The organism is Streptomyces sp. NPDC058198, assembly GCF_042882605.1.
Classification (GTDB): Bacteria; Actinomycetota; Actinomycetes; order Streptomycetales; family Streptomycetaceae; genus Streptomyces.
This window is the reverse complement of record NZ_JBHVVP010000018.1, coordinates 70,824-96,611: the sequence shown is the minus strand read 5'-3', so window position 1 is coordinate 96,611 and position 25,788 is coordinate 70,824. Positions and strand designations below refer to the sequence as shown.

20 protein-coding genes, 1 tRNA gene, 1 CRISPR repeat array and 1 riboswitch are annotated in these 25,788 nt (G+C 71.6%); of the genes, 9 read left to right on the top strand and 12 right to left on the bottom strand.

The genetic code is table 11. The annotated features are described in order from the left end of the window. Window positions 1-340 precede the first annotated feature (340 nt). Entirely contained in the window at window positions 341-907 is a 567-nt protein-coding gene (locus ACFVWW_RS32895) for a MarR family winged helix-turn-helix transcriptional regulator (protein ID WP_386879358.1), read from the bottom strand. A 164-nt stretch (window positions 908-1,071) separates the two neighbouring features. On the opposite strand from ACFVWW_RS32895, the gene ACFVWW_RS32890 reads away from it, so the two are divergent. After that, window positions 1,072-2,358, top strand: coding sequence for an MFS transporter (locus ACFVWW_RS32890; RefSeq protein WP_386879402.1), 1,287 nt, complete (start codon window positions 1,072-1,074; stop codon window positions 2,356-2,358). An 11-nt stretch (window positions 2,359-2,369) separates the two neighbouring features. Here ACFVWW_RS32890 and ACFVWW_RS32885 read toward each other — a convergent pair whose 3' ends face one another. Both ACFVWW_RS32885 and ACFVWW_RS32880 read right to left on the bottom strand, forming a co-directional pair. Beyond that, entirely contained in the window at window positions 2,370-4,046 is a 1,677-nt protein-coding gene (locus ACFVWW_RS32885; RefSeq protein WP_386879359.1) for a SpoIIE family protein phosphatase, read from the bottom strand. Window positions 4,047-4,330: 284 nt separating this feature from the next. Then, the gene (locus ACFVWW_RS32880; RefSeq protein ID WP_384189035.1) at window positions 4,331-5,710 is read right to left on the bottom strand and encodes an NAD(P)/FAD-dependent oxidoreductase; all 1,380 of its coding nucleotides are present in this window, start codon (window positions 5,708-5,710) and stop codon (window positions 4,331-4,333) included. Window positions 5,711-6,040: 330 nt separating this feature from the next. Here ACFVWW_RS32880 and ACFVWW_RS32875 point away from each other — a divergent pair, with 330 nt between their 5' ends. Together ACFVWW_RS32875 and ACFVWW_RS32870 are read left to right on the top strand one after the other, a co-directional pair. Then, window positions 6,041-6,787, top strand: a complete 747-nt coding sequence (locus tag ACFVWW_RS32875; RefSeq protein WP_384189037.1) for a TetR/AcrR family transcriptional regulator — start codon at window positions 6,041-6,043, stop codon at window positions 6,785-6,787. A gap of 254 nt (window positions 6,788-7,041) precedes the next feature. Further along, window positions 7,042-9,279 (top strand): sigma-70 family RNA polymerase sigma factor, encoded by a 2,238-nt coding sequence (locus ACFVWW_RS32870; RefSeq protein WP_386879360.1) that lies wholly within the window; start codon window positions 7,042-7,044, stop codon window positions 9,277-9,279. Window positions 9,280-9,300: 21 nt separating this feature from the next. Here the strand turns inward: ACFVWW_RS32870 and ACFVWW_RS32865 are convergent, their stop codons facing one another. Then, the gene (locus ACFVWW_RS32865; protein ID WP_384189041.1) at window positions 9,301-11,409 is read right to left on the bottom strand and encodes an asparagine synthase-related protein; all 2,109 of its coding nucleotides are present in this window, start codon (window positions 11,407-11,409) and stop codon (window positions 9,301-9,303) included. 596 nt (window positions 11,410-12,005) lie between these two features. On the opposite strand from ACFVWW_RS32865, the gene ACFVWW_RS32860 reads away from it, so the two are divergent. The 4 genes from ACFVWW_RS32860 (at window position 12,006) to ACFVWW_RS32845 (ending at window position 17,111) form a co-directional block, all read left to right on the top strand. Continuing rightward, complete coding sequence (locus ACFVWW_RS32860) at window positions 12,006-13,502, top strand: sporulation protein (protein WP_384189043.1); 1,497 nt, start codon at window positions 12,006-12,008, stop codon at window positions 13,500-13,502. Between the two features lie 82 nt (window positions 13,503-13,584). Beyond that, window positions 13,585-14,802 carry an L-2-hydroxyglutarate oxidase gene (gene lhgO, locus ACFVWW_RS32855; protein ID WP_386879361.1) on the top strand — a complete coding sequence of 406 codons (1,218 nt, stop codon included), beginning with the start codon at window positions 13,585-13,587 and terminating at the stop codon, window positions 14,800-14,802. Between the two features lie 108 nt (window positions 14,803-14,910). Then, window positions 14,911-15,690 (top strand): tRNA (guanosine(46)-N7)-methyltransferase TrmB, encoded by a 780-nt coding sequence (gene trmB, locus ACFVWW_RS32850; RefSeq protein ID WP_384189046.1) that lies wholly within the window; start codon window positions 14,911-14,913, stop codon window positions 15,688-15,690. Between the two features lie 65 nt (window positions 15,691-15,755). After that, window positions 15,756-17,111 (top strand): PrsW family intramembrane metalloprotease, encoded by a 1,356-nt coding sequence (locus tag ACFVWW_RS32845; RefSeq protein ID WP_386879362.1) that lies wholly within the window; start codon window positions 15,756-15,758, stop codon window positions 17,109-17,111. A gap of 216 nt (window positions 17,112-17,327) precedes the next feature. Here ACFVWW_RS32845 and ACFVWW_RS32840 read toward each other — a convergent pair whose 3' ends face one another. The 6 genes from ACFVWW_RS32840 to ACFVWW_RS32815 all read right to left on the bottom strand — a co-directional run bounded on the left by ACFVWW_RS32840 (window position 17,328) and on the right by ACFVWW_RS32815 (window position 22,734). Then, window positions 17,328-18,272 (bottom strand): aldo/keto reductase, encoded by a 945-nt coding sequence (locus ACFVWW_RS32840; RefSeq protein WP_384189050.1) that lies wholly within the window; start codon window positions 18,270-18,272, stop codon window positions 17,328-17,330. Between the two features lie 154 nt (window positions 18,273-18,426). After that, window positions 18,427-19,470, bottom strand: a complete 1,044-nt coding sequence (locus ACFVWW_RS32835) for a M23 family metallopeptidase (RefSeq protein WP_384189052.1) — start codon at window positions 19,468-19,470, stop codon at window positions 18,427-18,429. 11 nt (window positions 19,471-19,481) lie between these two features. Further along, a riboswitch (cyclic di-AMP (ydaO/yuaA leader) is annotated at window positions 19,482-19,635 on the bottom strand. A gap of 379 nt (window positions 19,636-20,014) precedes the next feature. After that, window positions 20,015-21,238 (bottom strand): PP2C family protein-serine/threonine phosphatase, encoded by a 1,224-nt coding sequence (locus ACFVWW_RS32830; RefSeq protein WP_386879403.1) that lies wholly within the window; start codon window positions 21,236-21,238, stop codon window positions 20,015-20,017. A gap of 186 nt (window positions 21,239-21,424) precedes the next feature. Continuing rightward, window positions 21,425-22,171: a MerR family transcriptional regulator gene (locus ACFVWW_RS32825; RefSeq protein ID WP_386879363.1), complete on the bottom strand. Its 747-nt coding sequence runs from the start codon at window positions 22,169-22,171 to the stop codon at window positions 21,425-21,427. A gap of 160 nt (window positions 22,172-22,331) precedes the next feature. Further along, window positions 22,332-22,405, bottom strand: a tRNA-Met gene (locus ACFVWW_RS32820). 110 nt (window positions 22,406-22,515) lie between these two features. After that, window positions 22,516-22,734, bottom strand: coding sequence for a hypothetical protein (locus ACFVWW_RS32815; protein ID WP_386879364.1), 219 nt, complete (start codon window positions 22,732-22,734; stop codon window positions 22,516-22,518). A gap of 65 nt (window positions 22,735-22,799) precedes the next feature. Between ACFVWW_RS32815 and ACFVWW_RS32810 the strand changes: the two genes are divergently transcribed. Continuing rightward, window positions 22,800-23,537, top strand: a complete 738-nt coding sequence (locus ACFVWW_RS32810) for an HAD family hydrolase (protein WP_386879404.1) — start codon at window positions 22,800-22,802, stop codon at window positions 23,535-23,537. Window positions 23,538-23,617: 80 nt separating this feature from the next. On the opposite strand, the gene ACFVWW_RS32805 is transcribed toward ACFVWW_RS32810, so the two are convergent. Next, window positions 23,618-23,830, bottom strand: coding sequence for a hypothetical protein (locus ACFVWW_RS32805; RefSeq protein ID WP_383914134.1), 213 nt, complete (start codon window positions 23,828-23,830; stop codon window positions 23,618-23,620). 184 nt (window positions 23,831-24,014) lie between these two features. On the opposite strand from ACFVWW_RS32805, the gene ACFVWW_RS32800 reads away from it, so the two are divergent. Then, on the top strand, window positions 24,015-24,194 hold the full coding sequence (locus ACFVWW_RS32800; RefSeq protein ID WP_384189058.1) for a hypothetical protein: 180 nt from the start codon (window positions 24,015-24,017) through the stop codon (window positions 24,192-24,194). Between the two features lie 12 nt (window positions 24,195-24,206). Here ACFVWW_RS32800 and ACFVWW_RS32795 read toward each other — a convergent pair whose 3' ends face one another. After that, on the bottom strand, window positions 24,207-24,518 hold the full coding sequence (locus tag ACFVWW_RS32795) for a penicillin-binding transpeptidase domain-containing protein (RefSeq protein ID WP_386879365.1): 312 nt from the start codon (window positions 24,516-24,518) through the stop codon (window positions 24,207-24,209). Between the two features lie 479 nt (window positions 24,519-24,997). Continuing rightward, a CRISPR array of direct repeats spans window positions 24,998-25,758; the repeat unit is 29 nt; unit sequence GTGGTCCCCGCGCAGGCGGGGGTGTTCCG. Window positions 25,759-25,788 lie beyond the last annotated feature (30 nt).

Sequence of the window (25,788 nt, the reverse complement as noted above, 5' to 3'; positions counted from 1 at the left end):
CGGGGTTGCCTTCCGGTTCTTCGCTTTCGCGTTTCCCTTTCCGGCGATTCCGACTCTATCAGATCCTTTCGGGCCTGATTCCCAGTCAGAGTGGGCTGCCGTCCCAGCCCTTCGGCCGTTCCGACGTTCCAAACCCTAGCGGATTTCGCAGGCGACTCATAATCGAGTCTTCGAAATTAATTTCGGCATGCCGAAATGTATCCCGGCTGGGAGATCGCACTGAGTTTTGGTGCCGCATCAGCGGCGGGAGTGGCTGTCACAGAACCGTTCCGGCCACGTGACAACTCGAAGAACCTTACGGATCGGCCGGGGGTGTGTCAAGCGATCCCTGGCGCGCCGTTCAGTCCAGATCGGTCAGCCGGCCTCCGGCGTCCGGCTGGGCGTGCTCGACCCGGCGCAGGAGGCGGATCAGCATCTCGCCGAGTACTCCCCGCTCCTCACCGGAGAGGTCCTGGAGCAGCTCTTCCTCGAAGTCCGTGGCCATCCGCATCGCCTCCAGCCACTTCGTACGGCCCTCGTCCGTCAGCTCCACGATCACGCGGACCCGGTTGTTCTCGTCCCGGTCCCGGGTGACCAGGCCCTCGCCCGCCAGGCGGTCGATGCGGTGGGTCATGGCGGCCGGGGTGAGTCCGAGTCGCTTGGCGAGTTCGCCGGGGCCGAGGCGGTAGGGGGCTCCCGAGACCACGAGGGTCTTGAGGACTTCCCACTCGGCGTTGCTGATGCCGAGATCGGCGACCTGCCGGCCGTACGCGACGTTCATACGGCGGTTCAGTCGGCCGAGCGCCGAGACGATCTGCTCGACCTGGGGGTCGAGGTCGCGGAACTCGCGCTGATACGCGGCGATCTGCTCGTCGAGGCTCGGTTCCTGGAGACCCGATGGGCCGGGCTTCTCGGGGGTGTCGGACATCGGGGCAGTATCGCACGCACCCTTCCTGGCGTTGAAGTCCTTCGATGTGTATTGTTGAGGTTCTAACTTTAGCTTTGAAGTCTTCAGGCTTGAGCTCTTCGGGCTCGGCTCGCTTCGGCTTTCGATCTTTCGACCTCTTGAGGCAGGTGAGTGTGACCAGGGCGATGGGCGCAGCGATGCGCAGGATCCAGGCGGGGAACGCGCTGAGTGCGTTCGGGCTCGGGTTCACGGTTCCGTATCTCTATGTGTACGTGGCTCAGGTACGGGACCTGGGCGCCGGTACGGCCGGTGCCGTGCTGGCGGTCTTCGCCATGGCCGCACTTGTCGTACTGCCGTTCACCGGGCGGGTCATCGACCGGCGGGGTCCGCTGCCCGTGCTGGTGGCGGGTGCGGTGCTGGCGTCCGTGGGCGCGGTCGCCATGGGGGTGTCGGGGAGCGTCCCGGCGGCCGTGCTGTCCGCCGCGCTCCTCGGCGCCGGTACCGCCGTCATGCAGCCGGCGCTCGCCACGATGATCGTCTGGTGCTCCACGCCGTCGACACGGACCCGGGCGTTCGCCACACAGTTCTTTCTGGCGAACCTGGGCCTCGGCGTCGGGGGGCTGATCGGCGGTCAGATCGTTGACCTGAGCAGGCCGGGCAGCTTCACGCTGCTGTTCTCCGTCGAGGCCGTGATGTTCCTCGTCCTGGCGGCCATCGCCGCCACCGTCCGGCTGCCGCGGCCGGCATCCCTCGTGAGCGCGCTGCCCAAGGAGTCAGGTGCCCGCGCTCAGGGCGGGCTCCGTGCGCTGCTCGGTCATCGGGCCATGGTGCAGTTGTGCGTGCTGGGCTTCGTGCTGTTCTTCGCCTGCTACGGGCAGTTCGAGTCGGGGCTCGCGGCGTACGGCACCGAGGCCGCCGGGATCGACCCGTCGACACTCGGGATCGCGCTGGCCGCCAACACGGCGATGATCGTGATCGCGCAGTTCGTGGTGTTGCGGCTGGTCGAGCGGCGCAGGCGCAGCCGCGTGATCGCGGCGGTCGGGCTGATCTGGGCCGTCGCCTGGATCTTCGCGGGGTACGCGGGGCTCGGGCACGGCAGTCAGACGATGGCGACGGCCGCGTTCATCTCGACGTACGCGCTGTTCGGGCTCGGCGAGTCGATGCTGTCGCCGACCGTGGCGCCGCTGGTGGCCGATCTGGCGCCGCCGTCGATGGTCGGGCAGTACAACTCCGCGTTCGCGCTGGTCAAGCAGCTCGCGCTGGCGGTCGGCCCCGCGGTGGGCGGGCCGATGGCGGCCGCGCTGCACGGCCCGTACATCGTGACGTTCGTTCTGTTCTCGCTCTGCGTCACCGTGCTGGCGCTGCGACTGGGCAGGCGGCTCACCCCCGTACAGGATCGGCCGGCGCTGATCTCGGCGTCGCGTGTGGTCGCCCGGCACGAGCCGGAGACCGTGCTGACGCCGGCTCACTGAGGCCGCTCAGCTCAGTGGGGCAGTGCGAATTCGCACCAGACGGCCTTGCCGCCGCCCGGCGTGCGGCGCGATCCCCAGGATGAGGCGATCGTCGCGACGATCGAGATGCCTCGGCCCGCCTCGTCCACCGGTTCCGCGCGGCGGCGGCGCGGCAGATGGTCGTCGCCGTCCGTCACCTCGATGATCAGCCGGCGGTCCGTGCGGCGGAGCCTGAGGCGCATGGGCGGGGTGCCGTGCTGGAGGGAGTTCGCGACCAGCTCGCTGGTGGCGAGCACGCCCAGGTCGCGCAGTTCGACCGGGAACCGCCAGGAGGCGAGGACCCCGGTGGCGAAGGCGCGGGCGCGCGGCGCGGCTTCGATCCCGCCGAGCAGGTCGAGCGCGGCGTTGTGGAACAGCTCCGCGTCCTGGCCCTTGCGGGCGGGGTGCTGCAGAACGAGCACCGCGACATCGTCGTCATGGTCCGCGGTGACACCGAGGGAGCGGATCAGCCGGTCGCAGACGACCTGGGGTGAACCCTTCGCACCGGAGAGGGCACGCTCCAGGGAGGCGACGCCTTCGTCGATGTCCTCGCCGCGGCGCTCGACCAGTCCGTCCGTGTAGAGGACGGCGGTGGAGCCCGGCGGGAGCGCGATCGAGCCCGAGGTGTGGATCCAGCCGCCGGTGCCGAGCGGCGGGCCCGTCGGCTCCTCGGCGCGCTCGACCGTTCCGTCCTCGGCGCGTACCAGGATCGGCAGATGGCCGGCCGACGCGTAGACGAGCCGACCCTCGTTGGGGTCGTGGACGGCGTAGACGCAGGTGGCGATCTGGCTGGCGTCGATCTCGGAGGCGAGTCCGTCGAGGAGTTGCAGCACCTCGTGCGGCGGCAGGTCGAGCCGGGCGTAGGCGCGGACGGCGGTGCGCAGCTGGCCCATGACGGCGGCCGCGCGGACGCCCCGGCCCATGACATCGCCGATGACCAGCGCCGTACGCCCGGCGCCGAGCGTGATCACGTCGTACCAGTCACCGCCGACCGCCGCGTCCGCGCCGCCCGGCTGGTACGTGGCGGCGACGCGCAGGTCGTCGGGCTGCTCCAGCTCCTGCGGGAGGAGCGAGCGTTGCAGGGTGACGGCGGTCTGGCGGTGCCGGCGCTCGCTGGTGCGCAGCCGCTCGGCGGCCTCGGCGTGGTCGGTCACATCGGCGGCGAAGATGAGGACGCCGCCGGTGCCGCGGCAGTCGACGGGGGTGCAGGTGACCGTGTAGGAGCCTTCTCCGCGCGGCGCGGGGGACGCCCCGCTCTTCTCGTTCCTGGCTCCCTCGGCCTGGGCCCGCTGCTGGATCTTGCGGGATTTGACGGTACGGGACGTGCCGCTGCGCAGCACCTGGTCGAGCAGCGGGAACAGCCCCAGCTGGGCCAGCTCGGGGCAGCTCTCGGCCGCCGTGGCGCCGAGCGGGCGCGGGCCGAAGGCCGTGGTGTACGCGTCGTTGACATAGGCGACGCGGTGCTCGGGGCCGTACACCAGGGCGACCAGCGCGGGCAGCTCGCCGAGGATCTCCCGTACGGAGAGGTCTTCGAGGGCGGGGACGTCCGTCACGGGATCGGGCTGTCGCTCGTACTCACCACGGGCCGCGGGCACGGAGCCGCGGTCCGTCCGCGCGGCGGCGCGGCGCTGCGTACCGGGGAGTCGGGCGCTCCAACGCGTGAAGTTCACGAATTCTCAGGCCTCATGGTGTCGTGTGGCTGTTCGTCTTGGCCGGGCTGGTCGGGCCGGGCAGTCGTCGGGGCCGGTTGCGCCGAGCGGGCCGGATCACTCTGTGCAGATGTGAATCCACCTATGGTCACACGTCCAGTGTGGCCGAACGAACTGACAGCGACACCGGTCGCGCGCGGGTCGTTGACGTCCGCCGCCTTCCGGTCGCTGACGTCGGCCGCCTTCCGGTCGCCGGCGCCGGGCGTCCTGTGTCGTGGGCGCCGGCCGTCCTCCAGACGGTGACATCACGTGTCCTTGGGTCGTTCGCCTCCCGCGGCGAGTTCGAATTCGGCGCGCGGGTGTTCCAGCGAGCCGAGGGAGACGATCTCCCGTTTGAAGAGCCCGGAGAGGGTCCATTCCGCGAGGACGCGTGCCTTCCGGTTGAAGGTGGGGACACGGCTGAGGTGGTACACGCGGTGCATCAGCCAGGCCGGATAGCCCTTGAGTTTACGGCCGTACACATGCGCCACACCTTTGTGGAGGCCCAGGGACGCCACGGAACCCGCGTACGCGTGACGGTAGTCCCGAAGGGGCTCGCCGCGCAGGGAAGCGAGGATGTTCTCCGCGAGAACTCTGGCTTGACGTACGGCGTGCTGGGCGTTGGGGGCGCACTCCTTGCCGGGCTCGTCGGCGGTCAGATCGGGGACCGCGGCCGCGTCGCCGGCCGCCCAGGCGTGCTCGGCGCCGTCGACGGAGAGCTTCGCGGTGCAGCGGAGGCGGCCGCGCTCGTTGAGGGGCAGATCGCTGGCGGCGAGGATGGGGTGGGGCTTGACTCCGGCGGTCCAGACGACGGTACGGGTGCGGAACCGGGCGCCGTCGCTCAGCACGGCGACGCGGTTCTCGCAGGAGTCGAGCCGGGTGTCGAGCCGTACGTCGATATTGCGGGCACGCAGCTCGCGGACGGCGTATTTGCCCATCTCGTCGCCGACTTCGGGGAGGATCCGGCCGGTGGCCTCGACGAGGATCCACTTCAGGTCGTCGGCCTTGATGTTGTGGTAGTACCGCGAGGCGTAGCGGGCCATGTCCTCCAGCTCGGCGAGCGCCTCGACGCCCGCGTAGCCGCCGCCGACGAAGACGAAGGTCAGGGCGGCGTCGCGAATCGCGGGATCGCGGGTGGAGGAGGCGATGTCCATCTGCTCGATGACATGGTTGCGCAGGCCGATGGCCTCCTCGACGCTCTTGAAGCCGATGCCGTGCTCGGCCAGGCCGGGGACCGGGAGGGTACGGGAGACGGACCCGGGGGCGAGGACGAGTTCGTCGTAGGTGATGTCGACCGTGCCGGTGCCCTCTTCCTCGGAGGCGAGGGTCTTCAGGGTGGCGGTGCGCCTGGCGTGGTCGATGGAGGTGGCCTCACCAATGACGATCTTGCATTTCTCCAGTACACGGCGGAGCGGGACCACGACATGACGGGGCGAAATGTTCCCGGCGGCCGCCTCCGGCAGAAACGGTTGATAGGTCATATAGGGGTCGGGGGATACCACCATGACCTCGGCCTCGCCGCTCTTCAGCTTTCGCTGGAGGCGCAGTGCGGTGTACATCCCGACGTAGCCACCGCCGACCACGAGAATGCGCGCGGGGGGCGGGGACGCGGGGGTCGTCTCTTGATTGATCTCAGCCTTCACCATCCCATGACGCAACGGGCCCCGGTGTTTGTCCACAGCCCCGGCAAATTGTGTGACTGGGGGCCGTCAGCCGCGGCTGGCGGGCAAAAGCGCAGGTATTGACGAAGGCGCGCAGGTCAGCGGGGGCGTGCGGGAAGGCGGGTGTGGGGCGAATCAGGCATCTTCCGGTCCTTGCTCCGATCGGGGGGCGCTCTGTGCGGAACTACCCCTTCTGAATTGACCCGGGCTCAACTATGTTCGTACTTCGTCGGAGTGCCCGGTCGTGACTGCCCGCGCACCCGGCTGTCAGGGCGGGGCGTCTCCGGGGGGAGACATCATTACCGGGGGAACGGTATGCACATTCAGGATTCTCATTGGCAGACCACCGCCGTCGCGGACAGCGACGGACGGGCGGACATGGGCAGGGTCGGCCGCTCGGCGCCGCTCCGGGTGGACGCACAGCGCAATCTCGAGCACGTACTGCGGGCGGCTCGCGAGGTGTTCGGCGAGCTGGGGTACGGGGCGCCGATGGAGGACGTGGCGCGGCGGGCCCGGGTCGGGGTCGGCACGGTGTACCGGCGGTTCCCCAGCAAGGACGTCTTGGTACGGCGGATAGCCGAGGAAGAGACGTCCCGGCTGACCGACCAGGCGCGTACGGCGCTGGGCCAGGAGGAGGAGCCGTGGTCGGCACTCTCCCGGTTCCTGCGCACGTCGGCGGCTTCGGGCGCGGGCCGGCTGCTGCCTCCGCAGGTGCTGCGGGTCGGGGTGGACGTCGACGACGCGGTGGAGCTGGGCGGGCCGGCCGAGCTGCGGGTGCCGCCGCAGCGGCAGGCGGGGCAGCCCGATCTGCGGGTGGTCGCGCAGCGGCTGTCGGCGGAGGACCTGGACGACCCGGGCGCCGTCGAGCTGTTGGAGGTCGTGGGGCAGTTGGTGGAGCGGGCGCGGGCGGCGGGCGAGCTGCGGGTCGATGTGACCGTGGCCGATGTCCTGCTGGTGATAGCCACGGCCGCGCCCTCGCTGCCGGACGCGGCGCAGCAGGCGGCGGCTTCGGCGCGGCTGCTGGACATCCTTCTGGAGGGGCTGCGGTCCCGGCCTGTGTAGGGCGGGCCGACGTGAGGGGCGGGCCGGCGCGTGAAGGATAGGCCGGCGTGACGGTGAGGCTGCTCCGGTCTGTCATCGAACTGGCTTACGGGTGAAACCCGTTGTGCCTTCCCCGAACGAGTGAAGGTTGCGGCGCGGATCGGGGAAGCCTCCCCGGATGAGTGGTTGTCGGGCTTGAAGACCCGAGCGGCGCGGCGCGCTGTGGCACGCTGGCTCGGTGTTCGGGTCAGAGGGTGCGTACGGGGGTTTCCGCGATGAGCGGTGACGGACGGGACGAGCCACTCGGTGGCGGCGGTACCGACGGCGGTGCGGATCCCGGCGGGACGCACTCCCGGCAGGTGCCGAACCAGGGCGGCCCCAAGGCGGCCCCCGGTCCCGGCGGGGTCGGCGGTCCGGCCGGCGTTCCCGAGCAGAGCGGGCCCGGCGGTTCCGGCAGGCCAGGCGGTTCCGGCAGGACCGGCGGGCCGGGTGGTTTCTTCGGTCCGATCGTGCCTCACCCCGCGACCAGTCCGGGCGGGACCGGCGGCGCCGCCGGTGCCCCGGCCGAGGCGGCCGGCGGGGTGCCACCGCAGCGCGAGGGCCCCGGTGGTCCTTCCGAGCCCTCCCCTACCGACTCACAGCGGTCCGAGACACCCTTGTCCGAGACACAGCCGGCCGAGACACCTCTGTACGGGACACCTGTGTACGGAACACCTCTGTCCGGAACGTCTCCGTCCGAGCTGCCCGCTTCCCATCTGCCTCCGTCCGACGCCGACCTCATCCAGCGGATGCGGGACGGCGACGACAGCGCGTACGAGGAACTGTTCCGCAGGCACGCGGGCGCGGTGCGCCGTTACGCCAGGAGCTGCTGCCGCGACGCGCACACCGCCGAGGATCTGACGGCCGAGGTCTTCGTCCGCACGCTGCAAGCGGTGCGCGGCGGCGCCGGACCCGCGCAGGCGGTGCGGGCCTATCTGCTCACGACCGTACGACACGTGGCCGCGTCCTGGACGAAGTCCGCGAAGCGGGAGCAACTGGTCGACGACTTCGCGGTGTTCGCGGCGCAGGCCGCGCACTTCTCCGGGGCCTCGGGCGCGGGCACCCTCGCCCTCGATCCGGGCGCGGACGTCAGGGCGATGCGTGAAGCCGACCGGTCCATGGCGATGGAGGCCTTCCGCAGCCTGCCCGAGCGCTGGCAGGCGGTGCTCTGGCACACCACGGTCGAGGAGGAGTCCCCGAGCGAGGTCGCGCCGCTCTTCGGGCTTACCCCCAATGCCACCGCGGTGCTGGCCGGCCGGGCCCGCGAGGGCCTCAAGCAGGCTTATCTCCAGGCCCATGTGAGCTCCGCGCTGACCTCGGGCGGCGACTGCGCGCGGTACGCCGACCGGCTCGGGGCGTACGCCCGCGGGGGTCTGCGCATGCGCGCGGAGCGCGGGCTGCGCCAGCACCTGGAGGAGTGCGTCAAGTGCCGCCTCGCAGCGGGCGAGCTGGCGCACGTCAACGCCGGGATTCCGGCGCTGCTTCCGGTCGCGGTCATCGGCTGGTTCGCCGCCGGCTATTCGCTCAAGGCCGCAGGAATCGTGGCGGGCGGCGCCGCCGGGGCGGCCGGAGCGGGCGCCGTCGCCACCGCGGGCGGTGCTTCCGGGGGTGTCGCCGCCAGTGGGTCCGGCGGAGCCTCCGGTGCTACGACCGGCGCGGCCGCCGGGGGAATCGGCGCTCCGGTACAGGCCGGGCTCGCGGGGATGGTGGCCGTCGCCGCGGTCGCCGGTCTGGTGTGGGCGCTCGTGCATGACCCCCGTCCCGCGCCGAGGGCCGAGTCGAAACCGCCGGCCGCGGGGCCCGTCGTACCGCCGCGTGCGGACCCCTCGCCCGAACCGACCGCCCCGCCCGTGCCCAAGCCGGCCCCACCCTCCGAGAAGCCCGCGCCCCGCCCCACGGCGAAGCCGGCTCCGGCCGCCACCCCGGTCCCCGGTCCCGAGCCGACGACGCCCGCCGTGCCCGAGCCGTCGGCGCCCCCCGACCCGGAGCCGCCGGAGCAGGACCCCAGCCCCGAGCCACCGCCGCCCGAGCCCCCCGCCCAGGTCGCCTACCAGGTCAGCCAGTTGGCGTACGGCATCCTCGGCGACGGCTCCGAGCCGGAGGTGCGGCTCGGTGAAAGCGGCTGGCTGTGGCGGCGTTCGGGCATGTCGACCGGCGGCGCCCGTTACGGACACGGGGTGACCGTGCACGCCCCGTCGTCGGTCACCATCGATCTCAACCGGCGCTGTTCCAGCTATGAGGCCAGGGTCGGGGTGGACGATCTGACGCTGGGACTGGGCTCTGTGCGCTTCTCCGTCTACGGCGACGGGGGCCGGCTCTGGCGCTCGCCCGTACTGCGCGGCGGCGACGCGGCCGTACCCGTACAGGTGGGGATCGCGGGACAGCGGACCATCCGCCTGGTCGTGGAGCCGCACACGCTGTTCGACGTGGTGGCGCTGGCCGACTGGGCCCAAGCCCTGATCACCTGCGACTGACACCCAGGTCCGCGAGCAACCCTATTGGTGCAGTGTCGGGCGCGGAATCACGCCGCCCGCCACCGCGCGCTGCCGCGGCGCCGCCGCTCCCGTCCAGCAGGTGCCGCGCCGGGACAGCAGACGCCGCAGCCACAGTTCCGTGGAGACCAGGTCCGCCAGGCCGTCCAGCGGCACCGGCTCGCCCTCGGCCGCCGCCCGCAGGGCCTTGCGTACGACCCGCGCCTCCACCAGCCCCGCGTCGGCCAGCAGCGGCGCGTCGAAGAGGCTGATCAGCTCACCGACGGCCGAGCGCAGGCCCGCGCGCGTCGCGGCGGCCGAGCCGGCCCGCGAGGTCGCGCCCCAGCCCGGCGGCAGATCGTGGATTCCCGCCCCGGCGAGCACGGTACGGAGCACCTCGGCGCGGGCGCCCGGCTGCACCCGCAGCGCCTCGGGCAGGTCGCGGCAGGCCCGTACGACCTGGTTGTCGAGGAACGGGGCGTGCAGGCGCTGGCTGCGGATCTCGGCGGCCTGCTCGAAAACGCGGTGGTCCGCCGCGTACCGGGCGAGCGCGGCGCGGGCGCGGGCCTCGCCGGGGCGCTGTACGGAGGTGGGCCGGGTCGCGGCCCCCGTCAGCCGAACCGATACTTCAGCGAGCGCCTCCCCGGTCAGCCAGCGCGCGGCGGGACCGGGCCTGGACCAGGTGAGGGCGGCCAGCGACGCGGCCAGCGGGCCGTTCGACGCGGCGGAGCCCGCCGCCCGGTTGGCCGCCGGGAGGAGGGCGGCGGCCTCTTCAAGACCGGTGCGGTACGGCGTACGGGCCAGGCGGCGCGCGGCCCGGTAGACGGTCAGCGGGATGAACAGCGAGGACGGCGAGGGGCCTTCGGCCTTGGCGAGCGCGGTGACCGGGTGCAGCAGATGGCGTCTGCGCCGGTCGAGCAGCAGGTCGGCCAGGCGGGCCGGATGCGCGTCGAGCACCTCGCGCGCCCCGGATCCGGTGAAGTGGTCGGCGCTCCCCGCGGCGAGCCGCCTGCGGTGCCGTTCCGCGGTGACGAGGGAGGGCCCGGGCTCGTCGGTGAGCGGGCCTTCCAACTCGGCGTACGGCAGCGCCTCTTCACCGGCCGCGACGACCACGTGGTGCAGCCGGGGGTTGGCGGCCATGGCACGGGCGCGTTCGAGTTCGGCCTCGTCGCGGCTGCCGGTGGCCAGGTCGTTGAAGGTGACGGCGAGCAGCCGCTCCCCCGCGCCGGTGCCGTGCCCGAGGATCGTGCCCGGCGCCCCCGGCAGCCCCGCGGCCAGCAGCGCGAGAGTGCCCGACGCGCTGCCGCCCGACAGGTCAGCGCCGATGCCGGGGACCGGCGCCCCGCGCGCGGCGCGCCGTTCGGCGGGGCCCATGCCGGGGACGGGACCGGGGTCGGGCGGCAGGGTCTCGGGTGCGTGGCGCGGGGCCAGGAGTCGCGCGCGTACGGCTTCGACGAGCGCGTCCCGTACGCCTTCGACGGCCCGCTCCGGGTCGCGCTGGGGCCCGGCGACGGCGAGGGAGGCGACCGGCTCGTATCCGGTGATCTCGCGCGAGCCCTCGCGCAGGACCAGCGCGTGTCCGGGCGGGATGCGCTTGACCCCGTCGTACGGGGTGGAGTCGCGCAGCGCCTCCGGGGTCTCGGGGCAGGCGAGGAGCGCGGCCAGATGCCCGATGTCCAGCTGCGCCTCGATGAGGTCGGCGAGGGGCAGGGCGGCGGTGGCGTACGCGGTGCCGCCCGCCCAGGGTGTGTAGAAGACGGGTCTGGCGCCGGCCAGATCGCCGGCGACGGTGATCCTGCGGCCGATCTGGGCGACGGTCGTGTAGCTGCCGGGCCAGGCGGTGAGATGGCGCAACGCGCCGCCGCGCGCCGCGAACAGGCCGACCCGCAGTTCCTCGTCGGTGGCCCCGCAGCAGCCGAGCACGGCGAGCCGGGTGAAGGGGTCGACGGTGACGACACGGATCTCGTCGGGCCGCCAGTCTCCGACGGCCCACAGTGGATCCGGGTCGCCCCAGAGGAGTTGGGAGCCGACGGGATGCACGCTGCGGCTCTCGGCGTCGTCGCCGGCGGGCCCGACGGCCCCGGTCGTACCGAAGCGCGCGGCGATACTGCTCCACCCCACCAACCAGCGCATCGCCGCCTCCACAGCCTGTGGACAAGTCGAGCCCCGGCTCAAGAACTCGCACAGGAGCGCTCAAGTCGAAGCCGTTCGGGAACATGCTGCCACGACAACGGCGCACAGGAGGGCCTACGGGAGCGCGGGTGACGATGCGAATGCGCCCCTGGCATTGGCCATTTGGCGGAGATACGGCCCTCCGCGGACAGGCAGCATTCAGCCAATCTCCGGGCCCGGTACGGCACTTCAGCACCGGAATACGTTCAGTCCGGGAGGCGTTTCCCGCCTCCCGGACTGATCCACCGCCCGCGGGGATTGGGGCGGCGGTGTCCCCCAGCCCACTGGTTCCAGTACGCAGTGGGCCGACCCACGCAGGACTCATGGAAGCGCTGCCGCTTGATCCAGGCCAAGAGCGCACGGCCGGGCGCACGGCCACACAACCGGAGCACGACACCTCGCCGGAGGACTTAGGCTCGGACCGCGGCACGGACAACAATCCCGCCATACGGAAGTCCGCCCCTTAACGGTCGGGATGTGGCGAACTACGCTGGGTTTACGAATGCCGCGCGCCTATGCCGCGACGTGGCGGCCGTCTGTGTGTCGAGGGGTGGCGCATGTCCAGGGAGCAACGCGGGCCGAACGAAAAGCTCGGCACGGTTCTCGCCCTCGCGGGAATCAGCAACGCCGGCCTCGCCCGGCGGGTCAACGACCTCGGGGCGCAGCGCGGTCTGACACTTCGCTACGACAAGACCTCCGTGGCGCGATGGGTCTCGAAGGGGATGGTTCCGCAGGGTGCGGCGCCCCATCTCATCGCCGCCGCCATCGGGGCGAAACTGGGACGTCCTGTCCCGCTGCACGAGATAGGTCTGGCGGACGCGGATCCGGCCCCCGAGGTCGGGCTCTCCTTCCCGCGCGATGTGGGCGAGGCGGTGCGCGCGGCGACGGAGCTGTACCGCCTCGACCTGGCGGGCCGCCGGGCGGGCGGCGGTGGCATCTGGCAGTCGCTGGCCGGATCCTTCGCAGTGAGCGCGTACGCGACGCCCGCCTCCCGGTGGCTGATAACACCCGCCGACTCCTCCGTCGCCCGGGATCCGGCGGTGGCGCAGGCGGCGCAGGGAGCGCACGGCGGCCCACCGGGGCAGGGCGGCCAAGCAGGTCAGGGCGGCGCGGACGCCGCCGCGGAGATCTCGCCGCTGCGGGTCGGCCACAGCGATGTGGCCAAACTGCGGGAGGCGGCGTCCGACGCCCGGCGCTGGGATTCCAAGTACGGCGGCGGGGACTGGCGTTCGTCGATGGTGCCGGAGTGTCTGCGGGTCGACGCGGCGCCGCTGCTCCTCGGCGCGTACAGCGACGAGGTGGGCCGTGGGCTGTTCGGGGCGACCGCCGAGCTGACCCGGCTGGCCGGCTGGATGGCCTTCGACACCGGACAGCAGGAGGCGGCGCAGCGGTACTACATCCAGGCGTTACGGCTGGCACGCGCGGCGGCCGACGTCCCGCTCGGCGGCTATGTGCTCGCCTCCATGTCGCTCCAGGCGACCTACCGCGGCTTCGCGGACGAGGGCGTGGATCTCGCCCAGGCGGCGCTGGAGCGCAATCGCGGTCTGGCCACGGCCCGCACGATGAGCTTCTTCCGGCTGGTGGAGGCGCGGGCGCACGCGAAGGCGGGCGACGCGGTGGCGGCCGGGGCCGCGCTGAAGGCGGCCGAGGGGTGGCTGGAGCGCTCGCGGGAGGGCGACGCCGATCCGTCCTGGCTGGGCTTCTACTCGTACGACCGGTTCGCGGCCGACGCCGCCGAGTGCTACCGGGATCTGAAGGCGCCGCGACAGGTGCGGCGCTTCACCGAGCAGGCGCTGTCCCGGCCGACGGAGGAGTTCGTGCGCTCGCACGGCCTGCGTCTGGTGGTGAGCGCGGTCGCCGAGCTGGAGTCGGGCAATCTGGACGCGGCGTGCGCGGCGGGCACCCGGGCGGTCGAGGTGGCGGGACGGATCTCGTCGGCGCGGACGACCGAGTACGTACGGGATCTGCTGCACCGCCTGGAGCCGTACGGCGACGAGCCGCGCGTGGCGGAGCTGCGGGAGCGGGCGCGGCCGCTGCTGGTCTCACCGGGGTAGCCGATCGCACCGGTCTGCCGATCCGTGGTTTAAGCACGCTGTCGGCGGGCCAGTGCACTATCGGGGTGGGAGGTGACGCGCGATGACCGGACGCGTCGGATTCGACTGCGAGGTGCTGGTGATCGGCGGCGGGATCGTCGGTCTGTCGACGGCGTACGCGATCACGCGCGCCGCTCCCGGCACCCGGGTCGTCGTGCTGGAGAAGGAGCCGGGCCCGGCGCGCCATCAGACGGGCCACGACAGCGGGGTGATCCACAGCGGCGTCTACTACCGCCCGGGCTCCCTCAAGGCGCGGTACGCGGTGCGCGGCTCCGCCGAGATGGTGAAGTTCTGCGCGGAGTACGGCATCGCCCACGAGGTCACCGGCAAGCTGATCGTCGCGACCCGGCGGGACGAGCTGCCGCGGCTGCACGCGCTGGTCCAGCGCGGCCGGGAGAACGGCATTCCGGTGCGGGAGCTGGGCCCCGCGCAGATAACGGAGTACGAGCCGCAGGTGCGCGGCCTCGCGGCGATCCAGGTCGGTACGACCGGCGTGTGCGACTTCGGCGCGGTCGCGAAGCAGCTCGCGGAGTCGGCGGAGGCGGCCGGGGCGTCCGTGCGGTACGGCGCGGAGGTCACCGTCGTCGACCGCCGCCCCTGGGGTGTCGCGGTCCGTACGGCGGCCGGCGAGGTCGTCAGAGCGCGGGTCCTGGTGAACTGCGCGGGGCTGCAGTGCGACCGCGTGGCGCGGCTGGCGGGCGACGACCCGGGGATGCGGATCGTGCCCTTCCGGGGCGAGTACTACGAACTGGCCAGGCCCGCTCTCGTACGGGGGCTGGTCTATCCGGTGCCCGATCCGGCGTTCCCGTTCCTGGGCGTGCATCTGACCCGGGGCATCGACGGCGCCGTCCATGTCGGGCCGAACGCCGTCCCCGCGCTGGCCAGGGAGGGCTACTCCTGGTCGGCCGTACGCCCCGGTGAGCTGGCCGGCACCCTGGGCTGGCCCGGCTCCTGGCGGATAGCCCGTAAGCACTGGCGGTACGGCGCCGGCGAGCTGCGCCGCTCCCTGTCGAAGCGCGCCTTCGCGACGGCCGTACGACGCCTGCTTCCCGCGGTCACGGACGCGGACCTGCACCCGGCGGCGGCCGGCGTAAGGGCCCAGGCGGTCCTGCGCGACGGCACGCTGGCCGACGACTTCCTGATCCGGCAGACCCCCCGCACGGTCCACATCCTGAACGCCCCCTCGCCGGCGGCGACGGCGTCGCTGCCGATCGGCCGCGAGGTGGCGAGACGGGCGCTGGCGGTGCTGGCGGGGGACTGAGCCGGGCACGCGACGCCGGGCACACGGCACCGAAAACGGGGACGGCGAGGGCACGGATCCGGGCTCCGTAGAATCGGGAGCACTGTGGCCGAGCGCGAGAAGACCGAGATGACCGAACCGACCGAGACCGAGAACCGCACCACGAGCCGGATGTTCCCCGACGGGACGGGGCCCGCCGCCGATCCCGCCGGATCGCATTTCGAGCGGCGCATCCGCAGTTTCCAGCCGCGCAGGAGCCGGGTGACCACCGGCCAGGCCGACGCGCTGCGGCGGATGTGGGGTGCCTGGGGCCTGGACATCGACGGGCAGCGGGTCATCGGCCTCGACGAGATGTTCGGCGGGCTGCCGGTCGTCCTGGAGATCGGGTTCGGCATGGGCGAGGCCACGGCACGGATGGCCGCCGCCGACCCCGGCACCGGAATCCTCGCCGTCGATGTGCACACCCCCGGCCAGGGAAATCTGCTCCGTCTCGCGGAGGAGCACGGACTGTCCAACATCCGGGTGGCCAACGGCGACGCGATCATCCTGCTCAGGGAGATGCTGCCGCCCGAGTCCCTCGCCGGGCTGCGCGTCTACTTCCCCGACCCCTGGCCCAAGAAGCGGCATCACAAGCGGCGGCTGATCCAGCCGGAGTTCCTCACACTGGCCGCGGGCCGGCTGCGGCCCGGAGCCGTACTGCACTGCGCGACCGACTGGGAGCCGTACGCCGAACAGATGCTGGCGGAGCTCACGGCCCACCCCGGCTTCGAGAACACCCAGCAGGATGGCGGCTACACGCCACGGCCCGCCTTCCGGCCGCTGACCCGGTTCGAGGGGCAGGGTCTCGACAAGGGACACACGGTGCATGACCTGCTGTTCCGCCGCGTAGCGGAGTTCCCTCTCAGCTGACATCACCGAGGGTGGTGGCGTGAACACCATCGCCAGCTGTCGGTGCCCCTCGTTAGGGTCATTGGGTGTCAGAACCGTCCCCGCAGCGCATCGGTCCCCATCCGGCTCCGCATCCGGCGATCCCCGTCTACGAGCAGCAGGAGCAGCTCGGTGACCTGTGGGCCGCCGTGCCGGAGCCGGCCCGCAGGCGTTACCGCCCGCGCCGCGCGTTCTGGCGCCACCGGGCGGTCCGCGCCGGGGCCGTGATCACCCTGCTGGCCCTCAGTGGTCTGGTGATCCTCGCGCTCGTCCGGGACCAGACCGGCACCCAGGGCTTCCTGGTCGGCCTCGGCCTGGCCGTCCTGCCCGTTCCGCTGCTCATGGCGGCCTTCCGCTGGCTGGACCGGGTCGATCCCGGCCCCTGGCGAAATCTGCTGTTCTCCTTCGCGTGGGGCGCCTGCGCCGCCGCCCTCGTCGCGATCATCGCGAACTCCTTCGCGACCCACTGGATAGCCACCGCCACCGCGGACCCGGCCGGTGCGGAATCCCTCGGCGCCACGGTGATAGCGCCGGTCGTCGAGGAGAGCGCCAAGGCGGCGGCGGTCCTGCTGGTCTTCCTCTTCCGAAGACGGGACTTCACCGGGCTCGTGGACGGCGTCGTGTTCGCGGGCTTCACCGCCAGCGGCTTCGCGTTCACCGAGAACATCCTCTATCTCGGCACCGCCTTCGGCGAGGACCAGAGCCTCAACGGCTCCGGCTTCGCCTCCATCACGGCCGCGACCTTCTTCGTACGGATCGTGATGTCGCCGTTCGCCCATCCGCTCTTCACCGTACTGACCGGCATCGGCTTCGGGCTGGCGGCGATGGCGAACCGCCGCCAGAGGATCCGCCGGTACGCCTGTCCGCTGCTCGGCCTGGCCCTGGCGATGGGGATGCACGCGCTGTGGAACGGGTCCTCGTCGCTCTTCGGCCCGTACGGTTTCTACGCGGTGTACGCGGTGTTCATGGTCCCGGTCTTCGCCCTGCTGACCTGGCTGGCGATCTGGAGCAGACAGCGCGAGCTGCGCACGGTCTCGGCCCAGCTGCCCGCGTACGCCGCGGCGGGCTGGCTGACCCCGGCCGCGCCGCACGCGCTCTCCTCCATGCGGGCGCGCACGATGGCGCGCGACTTCGCGGCCCGTGCGTACGGATCGAAGGCGGCCAGGTCGGTCGGGGAGTACGAGGCGTTCGCGACGTCCCTGGCGTTTCTGCGCGACCGGGCCCACCGCGGGGCGGTGGGCCCGGATTTCGTCGAGCGGGAGCAGGAGCTGCTGCACCATCTGTGGCAGCGCAAGGACATAGCCGGGCCCGCGCTGACCTACGCGGCGCGGGCCACGGGCCGGGTGCGGGTGCCGCCGCCGTACATCGACTACGACGGCTACAACCCGTACCGCCAGTACTAGAGCGTTCCTATCCGCTACTGCCTACCGGCGTCGGGCTTCCGGCGCGGCCCCGGGACGAGAGCCCCGGGCCCGCCGGCGAGTGAGCCGAAGGGGCGCGCCGGTGTCGAAAGGGAGAGCGCGCGGAGGTTCGCGAGGTACGAGCGAATCGAGCACGGTCGACCGTCGACAGGGGCATAAAGCGCCCCGGAGGCGAACCGAGCCCCAAAAAAAGGGGCGTCAGGCGGACGCGGCGTTGAGTTCCGCCAGCTCCTGCGCCGTCAGCTCCAGGTCGGCCGCCGCCAGCAGCGCGGGCAGCTGCTCGGTCGTCCGCGCCGACGCGAGCGGCGCGACGACGGTCGGCTGCGCCGCCAGCCACGCCAGCGCGACGGTCGCGATCTCGGCGCCCCGCGCCTCGGCGATCCGGTCCAGCGCACCGAGGACCTTGAGGCCCCGCTCGGTCAGCAGATGCTTGCCGGCGCCGCCGGCGCGCGCGCTGTCGACCGTGACCCCCGGCCGGTACTTGCCGGTGAGGAAGCCGGACGCGAGGGCGTAGTACGGCACGGCGGAGAGTCCGTAGCGGATCGCGGTGTCCTGGAGCGCGCCCTCGTAGGTGTCCCGCGAGACCAGGTTGTACTGGGGCTGGAGGGCCACATAGCGGGCCAGCCCCTCGCTCTCCGAGAAGGCGATCGAGGCGGCCAGCCGCTCCGGGCTGATGTTGGAGGCGGCGATGGCGCGGACCTTGCCCTCCCGCACCAGCTGGTCGAGGGCGGTGATGATCTCCTCGACGGGGACGTTCGGGTCATCGAAGTGCGTGTAGTACAGGTCGATGTAGTCCGTACGGAGCCGGCGCAGCGACTCCTCGGCGCCGGTCTTGATGGTGGTCGCCGACAGGCCGGTGTACTGCGGGTGGCGGCCGACCTTGGTCGCGACAAGCACGTCGGAGCGGTTGCCGCGCGAAGCGAGCCAGTTGCCGAGGACCGTCTCGGACTCACCGCCCTCGTTGCCAGGCACCCACGAGGAGTAGGTGTCGGCGGTGTCGACGAAGTTGCCGCCCGCGGCGGCGTACGCGTCGAGCACGGCGAAGGACTGCGCCTCGTCGGCGGTCCAGCCGAAGACATTGCCGCCGAGGGCGAGCGGGAAGACGTGAAGGTCGGAGGAGCCCAGCTTGCGCAGATCAGTCATGGGTTGATTCAACCCCGGCGACGGGCCGCCCTATTCCGTTCCCCCGGGCTTTCGCCGCGTTTTCGCCGCGCTATCGCCGTGTTTCGTCAGGGGAAGAGCCGGCGGCTCCGGCGTCGGGGGGTGAGCGCCGGAGCCGCCGGGGACTGTGCGTACGTCAGGGAGTGAGGCCCATGCCCCGCAGCCAGCTCATCGGGTCGACCCCCGAGCCGCCCGGCGTGTGGATCTCGAGGTGCAGATGCGGACCGGTCACATTGCCGGTCGCGCCGACCCGCCCGATGACCTCGCCCGTGGTGACCTTCTGCCCGGCGCTGACGGTCATCGAGGACTGGTGGCAGTACCAGATCTCCGTACCGTCGGCCAGCTCCAGGACCGTGCGGTAGCCGTACGAGCCCGACCAGCCGGCCGACTTCACGGTGCCGCTGTGCACGGCCTTGACCGGCGTACCCGTCGGAGCGGCGAAGTCCAGACCGGTGTGGTAGCCGGAGGACCACATGGAGCCGGACTCACCGTAGGTGGAGGTGAGCGTGTACGAGGAGGTGGGGAGGGAGTAGCTGGCGGCCAGCTTGGCGAGGCGCTCCGCCTCCGCCTTGGCCTTGGCCTCCGCCTCGGCCTTCTTCTTCGCCGCCTCGATCTTCTTCTCGGCCTCGGTCTGCTGCTTCTTCGCCTGCGCCGCGGCCTTCTCGGCGGCCGCTGTCTCCGCGGCCGCCTTCTCCGTGGCGTCGGCCTCGGCCTGCTGCTGCTCGGCCTGCTGGAGGATACGGGCGCGCAGGGCCTCGCCCGCGTCGGTGGCACCCTGCTCGGCGTCGGCGGTCGTGAGGCCGGCCGTGGTGAGCGGTGCGGTGGCCAGCAGGTCGGGCTCGGCGTCGTCCGACGCCAGGGAGCCCACGCCGGGAAGCGATTTCGCGTCCGGGAGATTGTCCGCGATGGCGTCGGGCAGGGATATGGAGACCGCGGGCTTGTCCTGCGCGGTGGCCATGCCGCCCGCGCCGACGGCGGCGAAGACGCCGACGCCGAGGACCGTGGAGCTACGGGCGAGCCCGTTGCGGGCGATTCCGCTGCGCTTGGCGACGCGGTGTCTGCCGCGTACGGGCCGGAGGGACTCCTCGGTGGGATTCCACTCCCCCCATGCCCCGTCTGACTCGTTACCGAAGGTATGAGTTTCGAAGGGGGCTGCGGGGGCAGGCTTGTTGGACGCCACTGGGGCGCACTCCTTTCCTTCCTTCTCGCCTACCGGGTTAGCTGACGGGTTCGGAGCAGGAAGGTCTCCTACGGGTGTTCTCGCTGCTCAGGGCAGCAGAGGGCACCCGATTCACCCCAATTGGTGGTTCCCCGGTTCCCTTGCGGGATTCGGCGCGTGCGCACGGTGCCATCTCTGGCGACGGCTGGGACGACCGCGCTGCGTTATCGAACGTTAATAGAGACCCGGGTCTTATTCCAAGCCGTTCCGGGTGATCATTAACAACTTCGCATCGGACGTACCAGGACACATGGAGTCGCAATCGGGCGAGTTGACCCTCCATCAGAACACGTTTCATTCCTGACGGTGTGTCAAATGTTATGCGGAGGGATACCCCGCGATTACAGACGGTGGCAATGGCCCGGAGCGCACTTCTACACGCGTCACACGCCACGCGATCTCTCCCGCCGCGGGGTCTGTCAGGCCCCACGATCTCTCCCGCCGCACGGCCTCCCCCGCTGCTCGGCCTCGCACGCCGCGGGGGCTTCCCCGCGCGTCAGGGGCATCAGGGAAAGGCGGGCATGGCCCTGCGCCAGTCCAGCTGCCCCTCGATGGGCCGGCTGACCGCCAGCAGCGCCATGTCGTCCTGGCTCCCGGTGCCGCCGGTATGCACGCGCACGTCATCGATCAGCGCCTGGAGCAGATCGTCGGGCCCATGGAAGATCCGCCCGTCGAGCCGGTCGCGCGGGACGTAGAAGGCACCCCGGTTGTCGCGCGCCTCGGTGAGTCCGTCCGTGTAGAAGAGCAGGGTCGCGCCGTCGGGATAGGCGGCCTCTTCCGCGCGGTCCGGCCAGGCGCCCAGGTCGCTCATCCCGAGCGGCAGCGCGGGGTCGGTCGGCGCCAGCATCCGTACCGCGCCGTTCTCGCACATCAGCAGCGGCTCGGGGTGGCCCCGGTTGAGCAGCCGCACCACGTTCTCGCCGTGCGGGATCTCAGCGAGCACAGCCGTGGTGAACCCCTCGAAGACATCGAGCCCGTCCCGCCGTGTCCCCTCGCGTCTCAGCGCCCGCTCCAGCCGCTGTGCGACCCCTTCCAGCGAGCTCTCCTGCTCGGCGGCCTCCCGGAACGACCCGATGACCACGGCCACCGCCTCGACCGCCTCCAGCCCCTTGCCCCGTACGTCCCCGACCACCAGCCGGACCCCGTACGGCGTGTCCTGTACGGCGAACAGGTCCCCGCCGATGAACGCGCCCTCCTGCGCCGCCTCGTACCGCGCGGCGATCCGCAGACCGCCGATCCGTTCGGCGGGTCTGGGCAGCACGGCGCGCTGGGCGGTCTCGGCGATGATGCGGGCGGAGGCGAGCCGCTGTCCGCTGCGGCGTACGACGCCATTGATGTACATGGCGAGGACGGAGACGACCACCACGGTCAGCAGCTCGGTGAGCGCCGCGGGGTCGAACACCGGCGAATCGGTGTAGAGGTGCAGCAACAGCTCGGCGCACAGCGAGGCGAAGGCGACCAGCAGCGTGCCGATCGCGGGGTAGAACGGGGCGGCGACCAGCGGGGCGGCCGCGAAGAGGGGAGCGGCGGTGATGCGCGCGGGGGTCACGAGGTCGAAGACCACCCCCGCCAGGATCACCACAGCGGGCAGAATGCGCACCAGCCGACGCCCGGTGGGGCGTCCCAGCCGATGGCCCGCACGGCCGGTACCGGCGCCCGACCAGAAGCCCGCCTTCTCGTCGGCCCAGAAGCCAGCTCCTTCCTGGGCCCGCCGGTCTCTGCCGCCGATGCCCTTTCGGAGCTTCCTCAGCTTCCCCACCAGTGGTCTCCTGCCGGTCCGCCTGCGGCTGCGGGACGGTACCGCGCCCCACCCAGGCTGGCCGCTGCCGCGCTCGGCGGCGACTCGCCATCGGCCGAGTGGGCTACGGGGCCCGGTCGGTCGGCCGGGCCCCCAGCGGGGCGGATGGCCAGTCGGTCAGTCGGTCAGGTGGCGCTCGGCGTACACCTTCATGGCGTCCCGTACGAGCACAGCCGTCCCTTCACCGTACTTCTCATATGCGGCGGCGAAACGTGGATCATCCACGTACATCGCCGTGACACCGATGACGTACGACTTCGTCGGCGCGACCGTGACCGACAGCCACGCGCAGTGGCGCCGGGCGACCGCCTGCGCCTCGTCGCTGCCGGCGCCGAGGCCGGCCGCCCGCGTCCGTCCCCAGTCGCGGGCGATCTCCTCGTGCTGCTCCTGGAACCGCTGCCGCTCCCGTTCGCTGAGCGAGCGCCACCCGCGGTCGCTCTTCGCGTAGGCCTCGCGGCCCCACCTCTGGGTCACCTCCTGCTCGTACTGCGTGTGATCGAAGCCGTCGAGCACTTCCTCGGCCATGAGTTCCTCTCCCGTCGCGGTCTTGCGGAGAGTGGTCCGCACCGACGTGATCAAGCGTCCGATGCGCTCGCGCTCCTGCTCCAGCAGCCCGAGATGGGTGCGCAGGGCGGCGGCCGTGTCCTGCTGGCCGCCGAGTACCCGGGCAATCGCCGGCAGCCCGAGGCCGAGCTCACGCAGCAGCAGAATCCGCTGCAGCCGGACCAGGGCGTCCTGGTCGTAGTAGCGGTACCCGTTGGCGCCGGTCCGGCTGGGCTCCAGCAGCCCCAGCTCGCCGTAGTGCCTGAGCGTGCGGCTCGTCGTACCGGCCTTCTTCGCGATGTCCTGGATCGACCACTCCATGACGTTCACGCTAGAACTTGACGTTACGTAAAGGTCAAGCCCGGCAGGTAGAGGTCGAGCTCGGCATGTAAGGGTCAGGCCCGGCGGCAGCGCGGCACGGAACGCGGTGGAACACGACGAAGGCCCGGATCCAGGGATCCGGGCCTTCGTTCTCTTCAAGTAGCGGGGACAGGATTTGAACCTGCGACCTCTGGGTTATGAGCCCAGCGAGCTACCGAGCTGCTCCACCCCGCGTCGTTAAACACAACTCTACGCCATCCAGAGCAAGATCCAAACCATCTTCCCCACGGATGGGTCGGACGGGTCCGGAGACCGCCCGGGGCGCCTAGGCCGCCTAGGCCGCACTAGGCCGCCTCGACGACATCGGCCCGTACCGCCGCGGCCCACTCCACCAGCAGCCGCTGATAACGCTCCTGCTCTACGGGCGGCAGCGCGCCACCCGCCCGTACCCACAGGGCACGGATCTCCATGTTGACGACATCGGCGGACCGCACGGGGTTGACGACATCGGCGGACCGCACGGGACCGCGGGCACCGGAAGAAGCGGACGAGGAAGCGAACATGAGACCAAGGCTACGGCCAGCCACTGACAATCGGCAGAGCGTGTCCCCCTACGCTTACACCGGTGATTGAAACCATCGTGTTCGACGTCGGCGAGACCCTCGTACGCGACGACCGCTACTGGGCTTCCTGGGCCGACTGGCTGGGCATCCCCCGACACACCATCTCGGCCCTCGTCGGCGCCGCCACCGTCCAGAACCGGGACAACGCCGACGCCCTGCGTCTCATCAAGCCGGGCATAGATGTCGGCGAGGCCTACCGGGCCCGAGAGGCCGCGGGCCGCGGCGAGCACCTCGACGAGTCCGATCTCTACCCGGACGTACGGCCTGCCCTGGCGGGCCTTCAGTCGCTCGGCATCCGCGTCGTCCTCGCGGGCAACCAGACCGTCAAGGCCGGCGAGCTGCTGCGCGGCCTCGATCTGCCCGCCGATCTCGTGGTCACCTCCGGCGAGTGGGGCGTCGCCAAGCCGTCCCCGGAGTTCTTCACGCGCGTCATCGAGGCGGCGAAGAGCCCGCCCGACAGAACGGTGTACGTCGGCGACCATCCCGCGTACGACCTGTTCCCCGCCAAGGAGGCCGGCCTGCGCGTCGCCCATCTGCGGCGCGGGCCGTGGGGCTATCTGTGGGCGGACGACCCGGATGTGGTCGCGGCGGCGGACTGGCGGATCGACAACCTGACGCAGCTCGCGTCGATCGCCGCGGACGGCGGAAGCGGCGGGAACGGCGGAGGCGGGGGGAACGGCGGGAATCGCGGAGACGAAGACGTACGGGAGCAGGACGCGGAGGACGGAGCCGTACACGACTGAGCTGTACACGCTGAGCCGTACGAGAACGGGGGCGGCCCGCCACGGACCACAGGTGGGCGCCCCCGCCGCGCTCGCGGCCTTCACACCACGCTGTACTCGTGCGCCGGCCCCCCCTGCCACTCCACCCAGGCCGGATCGTCGAGCAGGTCCCAGGCGTCGGGCAGGCCCGCCAGACGCAGGAACTCGATCAGATGGTCGTCCGAGTGGGCGAGCCCCATGATCCGCCCACGAACGGTGACCCGCCGGCCGCCTGTCCCGGACGCCCGGTGTACGACGATCGGTGCATCACTCATAGGCCCTAGGGTGCGACGATCTCGCCCGCTCCGCAGCCTCTGAGACCTGCCTCTTTTCCCGGTCCGCCGCGTATGATTGCCTTATATGCGGGTAAAAACCACATAACACTTACCGAGGGTTCTCCCCTGGACCGGACAAGCAGGACCGGGCGAGAACTCGTCGACCCACGCGAGGGGGTTTGCCATGGCCGACTCCGACTTCTACTCACACGACCGGCCGGAAAACCCACAGCTACGAGAGGACCGCCCGCGCGGAGGCGGCCCCAAGGGCCCCCGCGTGGCGCACAGCCGAACCTGGACCGTTGTCGCCGTCATCATCGCCATCCTCGTGGTGGCCATCGTGGGGGTAGCGCTGTTCCCGTAGTCCCGTGCCCTGTCATGAGGTCGCTTTCCTCATGCGCTCCGCGACCCGGACAGCCGATTCCGAACCGTCGGACTCGTCGATCCCGCTGTCGGGGTCTCCGACATGGACGGCGAAGGCGACCAGCCTTCCCTGCCCCAACCGGGCATACGAGATGAACCACGCGGCTGACTCCTCGCCGGACGACAGAGCGGGTGGCACCCATCCGGTCTTGCCCCCGATAACGGCTCCCGGAGCACGGTCGGTCACCACATCGGCCGCCGCGCCCTCCAGCGCCGATCGCAGCCGCTCCGCCGTGTCCTGCGATGATCCGCTCGGCCGGGCCACCGGCGCCACCCCGGCCTTGGCACAAGCGCGGCCGGACTATCGGGCGAGTAGGCCTTGTGGGACTCGAACCCACAACCAACCGATTAGGAGTCCCTGTTGGGCCGTTCCGGTTGGCTCCCCGTGATGATCCGCTGTTGAGAACTGCCTGTCCAAGGAACATCAAGCTGACGCGAGGCCAACGCCAGAACGGGCGCGTGCCACCCCCTCCGCTCACGCACCGCTCACGCCAACTGCCACTCCGACCAGGCGGCGCTTGGCTCCGCCACCAACGCGGTACCTCTCCCGACCGAGCCGGGCCAACTGGCCCGCGCAACCGGGCAGAAGCTCGTACAGCCCCGACTGCGGGGAAGCACCATTGCCCCCTGCCGGGTTCCCCTAGTGATGGCCACTTCACTATCTGTCTCTGACACCATGGAGGTATGCGGACGAGTCCTAGTCAAGCAACGGCAAAGCCCCTCTAACGCCGCAGCTCAGGAAGGGTGGTCCCCGCGCAGGCGGGGGTGTTCCGATCTGGCCCGGGTTGAGGTACATGATGTCGGCGTGGTCCCCGCGCAGGCGGGGGTGTTCCGCCCGCGCCGACGGTGAAGACAACCCAGTGATCGTGGTCCCCGCGCAGGCGGGGGTGTTCCGAGCGTCTACCCGGAGAACACGTTGCAGCTCGCGTGGTCCCCGCGCAGGCGGGGGTGTTCCGCCACCCACCGCGTCTGCTGTCCCGGCCGCGCCGTGGTCCCCGCGCAGGCGGGGGTGTTCCGTCGTACGGGGACCGCGCCGTCTCGGCGTGGTCGTGGTCCCCGCGCAGGCGGGGGTGTTCCGCCGGCTGATACTGCGTGCGCCATCAGCTGCCCGTGGTCCCCGCGCAGGCGGGGGTGTTCCGCCGGCTGATACTGCGTGCGCCATCAGCTGCCCGTGGTCCCCGCGCAGGCGGGGGTGTTCCGGGAAATCATCTGCTGTGTCGGGTGGATCTTGCGTGGTCCCCGCGCAGGCGGGGGTGTTCCGCGCTCCAGGACGGTGCGCGGCACGGTGGCGGTGTGGTCCCCGCGCAGGCGGGGGTGTTCCGGTTGTTCATGCCGGCCTTGCACGCGGCGAACTGTGGTCCCCGCGCAGGCGGGGGCGTTCCGGAGGTGTCCGCCTGCGTGATCAGTCGGTTGTAGTGGTCCCCGCGCAGGCGGGGGTGTTCCGGCCGTGTATGCCCGCTGAACCGCTCCCTCTGCGTGGTCCCCGCGCAGGCGGGGATGTTCCGGACATGTCCTTGCCGAGAACCTTGACTCCA

Coding starts and splice junctions, on each gene's coding strand:
- ACFVWW_RS32895 (WP_386879358.1), bottom strand. CDS start 907: ATGTCCGACACCCCCGAGAAGCCCGGCCCATCGGGTCTCCAGGAACCG.
- ACFVWW_RS32890 (WP_386879402.1), top strand. CDS start 1,072: ATGGGCGCAGCGATGCGCAGGATCCAGGCGGGGAACGCGCTGAGTGCG.
- ACFVWW_RS32880 (WP_384189035.1), bottom strand. CDS start 5,710: ATGGTGAAGGCTGAGATCAATCAAGAGACGACCCCCGCGTCCCCGCCC.
- ACFVWW_RS32875 (WP_384189037.1), top strand. CDS start 6,041: ATGCACATTCAGGATTCTCATTGGCAGACCACCGCCGTCGCGGACAGC.
- ACFVWW_RS32870 (WP_386879360.1), top strand. CDS start 7,042: ATGAGCGGTGACGGACGGGACGAGCCACTCGGTGGCGGCGGTACCGAC.
- ACFVWW_RS32865 (WP_384189041.1), bottom strand. CDS start 11,409: ATGCGCTGGTTGGTGGGGTGGAGCAGTATCGCCGCGCGCTTCGGTACG.
- ACFVWW_RS32860 (WP_384189043.1), top strand. CDS start 12,006: ATGTCCAGGGAGCAACGCGGGCCGAACGAAAAGCTCGGCACGGTTCTC.
- lhgO (WP_386879361.1), top strand. CDS start 13,585: ATGACCGGACGCGTCGGATTCGACTGCGAGGTGCTGGTGATCGGCGGC.
- trmB (WP_384189046.1), top strand. CDS start 14,911: ATGACCGAACCGACCGAGACCGAGAACCGCACCACGAGCCGGATGTTC.
- ACFVWW_RS32840 (WP_384189050.1), bottom strand. CDS start 18,272: ATGACTGATCTGCGCAAGCTGGGCTCCTCCGACCTTCACGTCTTCCCG.
- ACFVWW_RS32825 (WP_386879363.1), bottom strand. CDS start 22,171: ATGGAGTGGTCGATCCAGGACATCGCGAAGAAGGCCGGTACGACGAGC.
- ACFVWW_RS32815 (WP_386879364.1), bottom strand. CDS start 22,734: ATGTTCGCTTCCTCGTCCGCTTCTTCCGGTGCCCGCGGTCCCGTGCGG.
- ACFVWW_RS32805 (WP_383914134.1), bottom strand. CDS start 23,830: ATGAGTGATGCACCGATCGTCGTACACCGGGCGTCCGGGACAGGCGGC.
- ACFVWW_RS32800 (WP_384189058.1), top strand. CDS start 24,015: ATGGCCGACTCCGACTTCTACTCACACGACCGGCCGGAAAACCCACAG.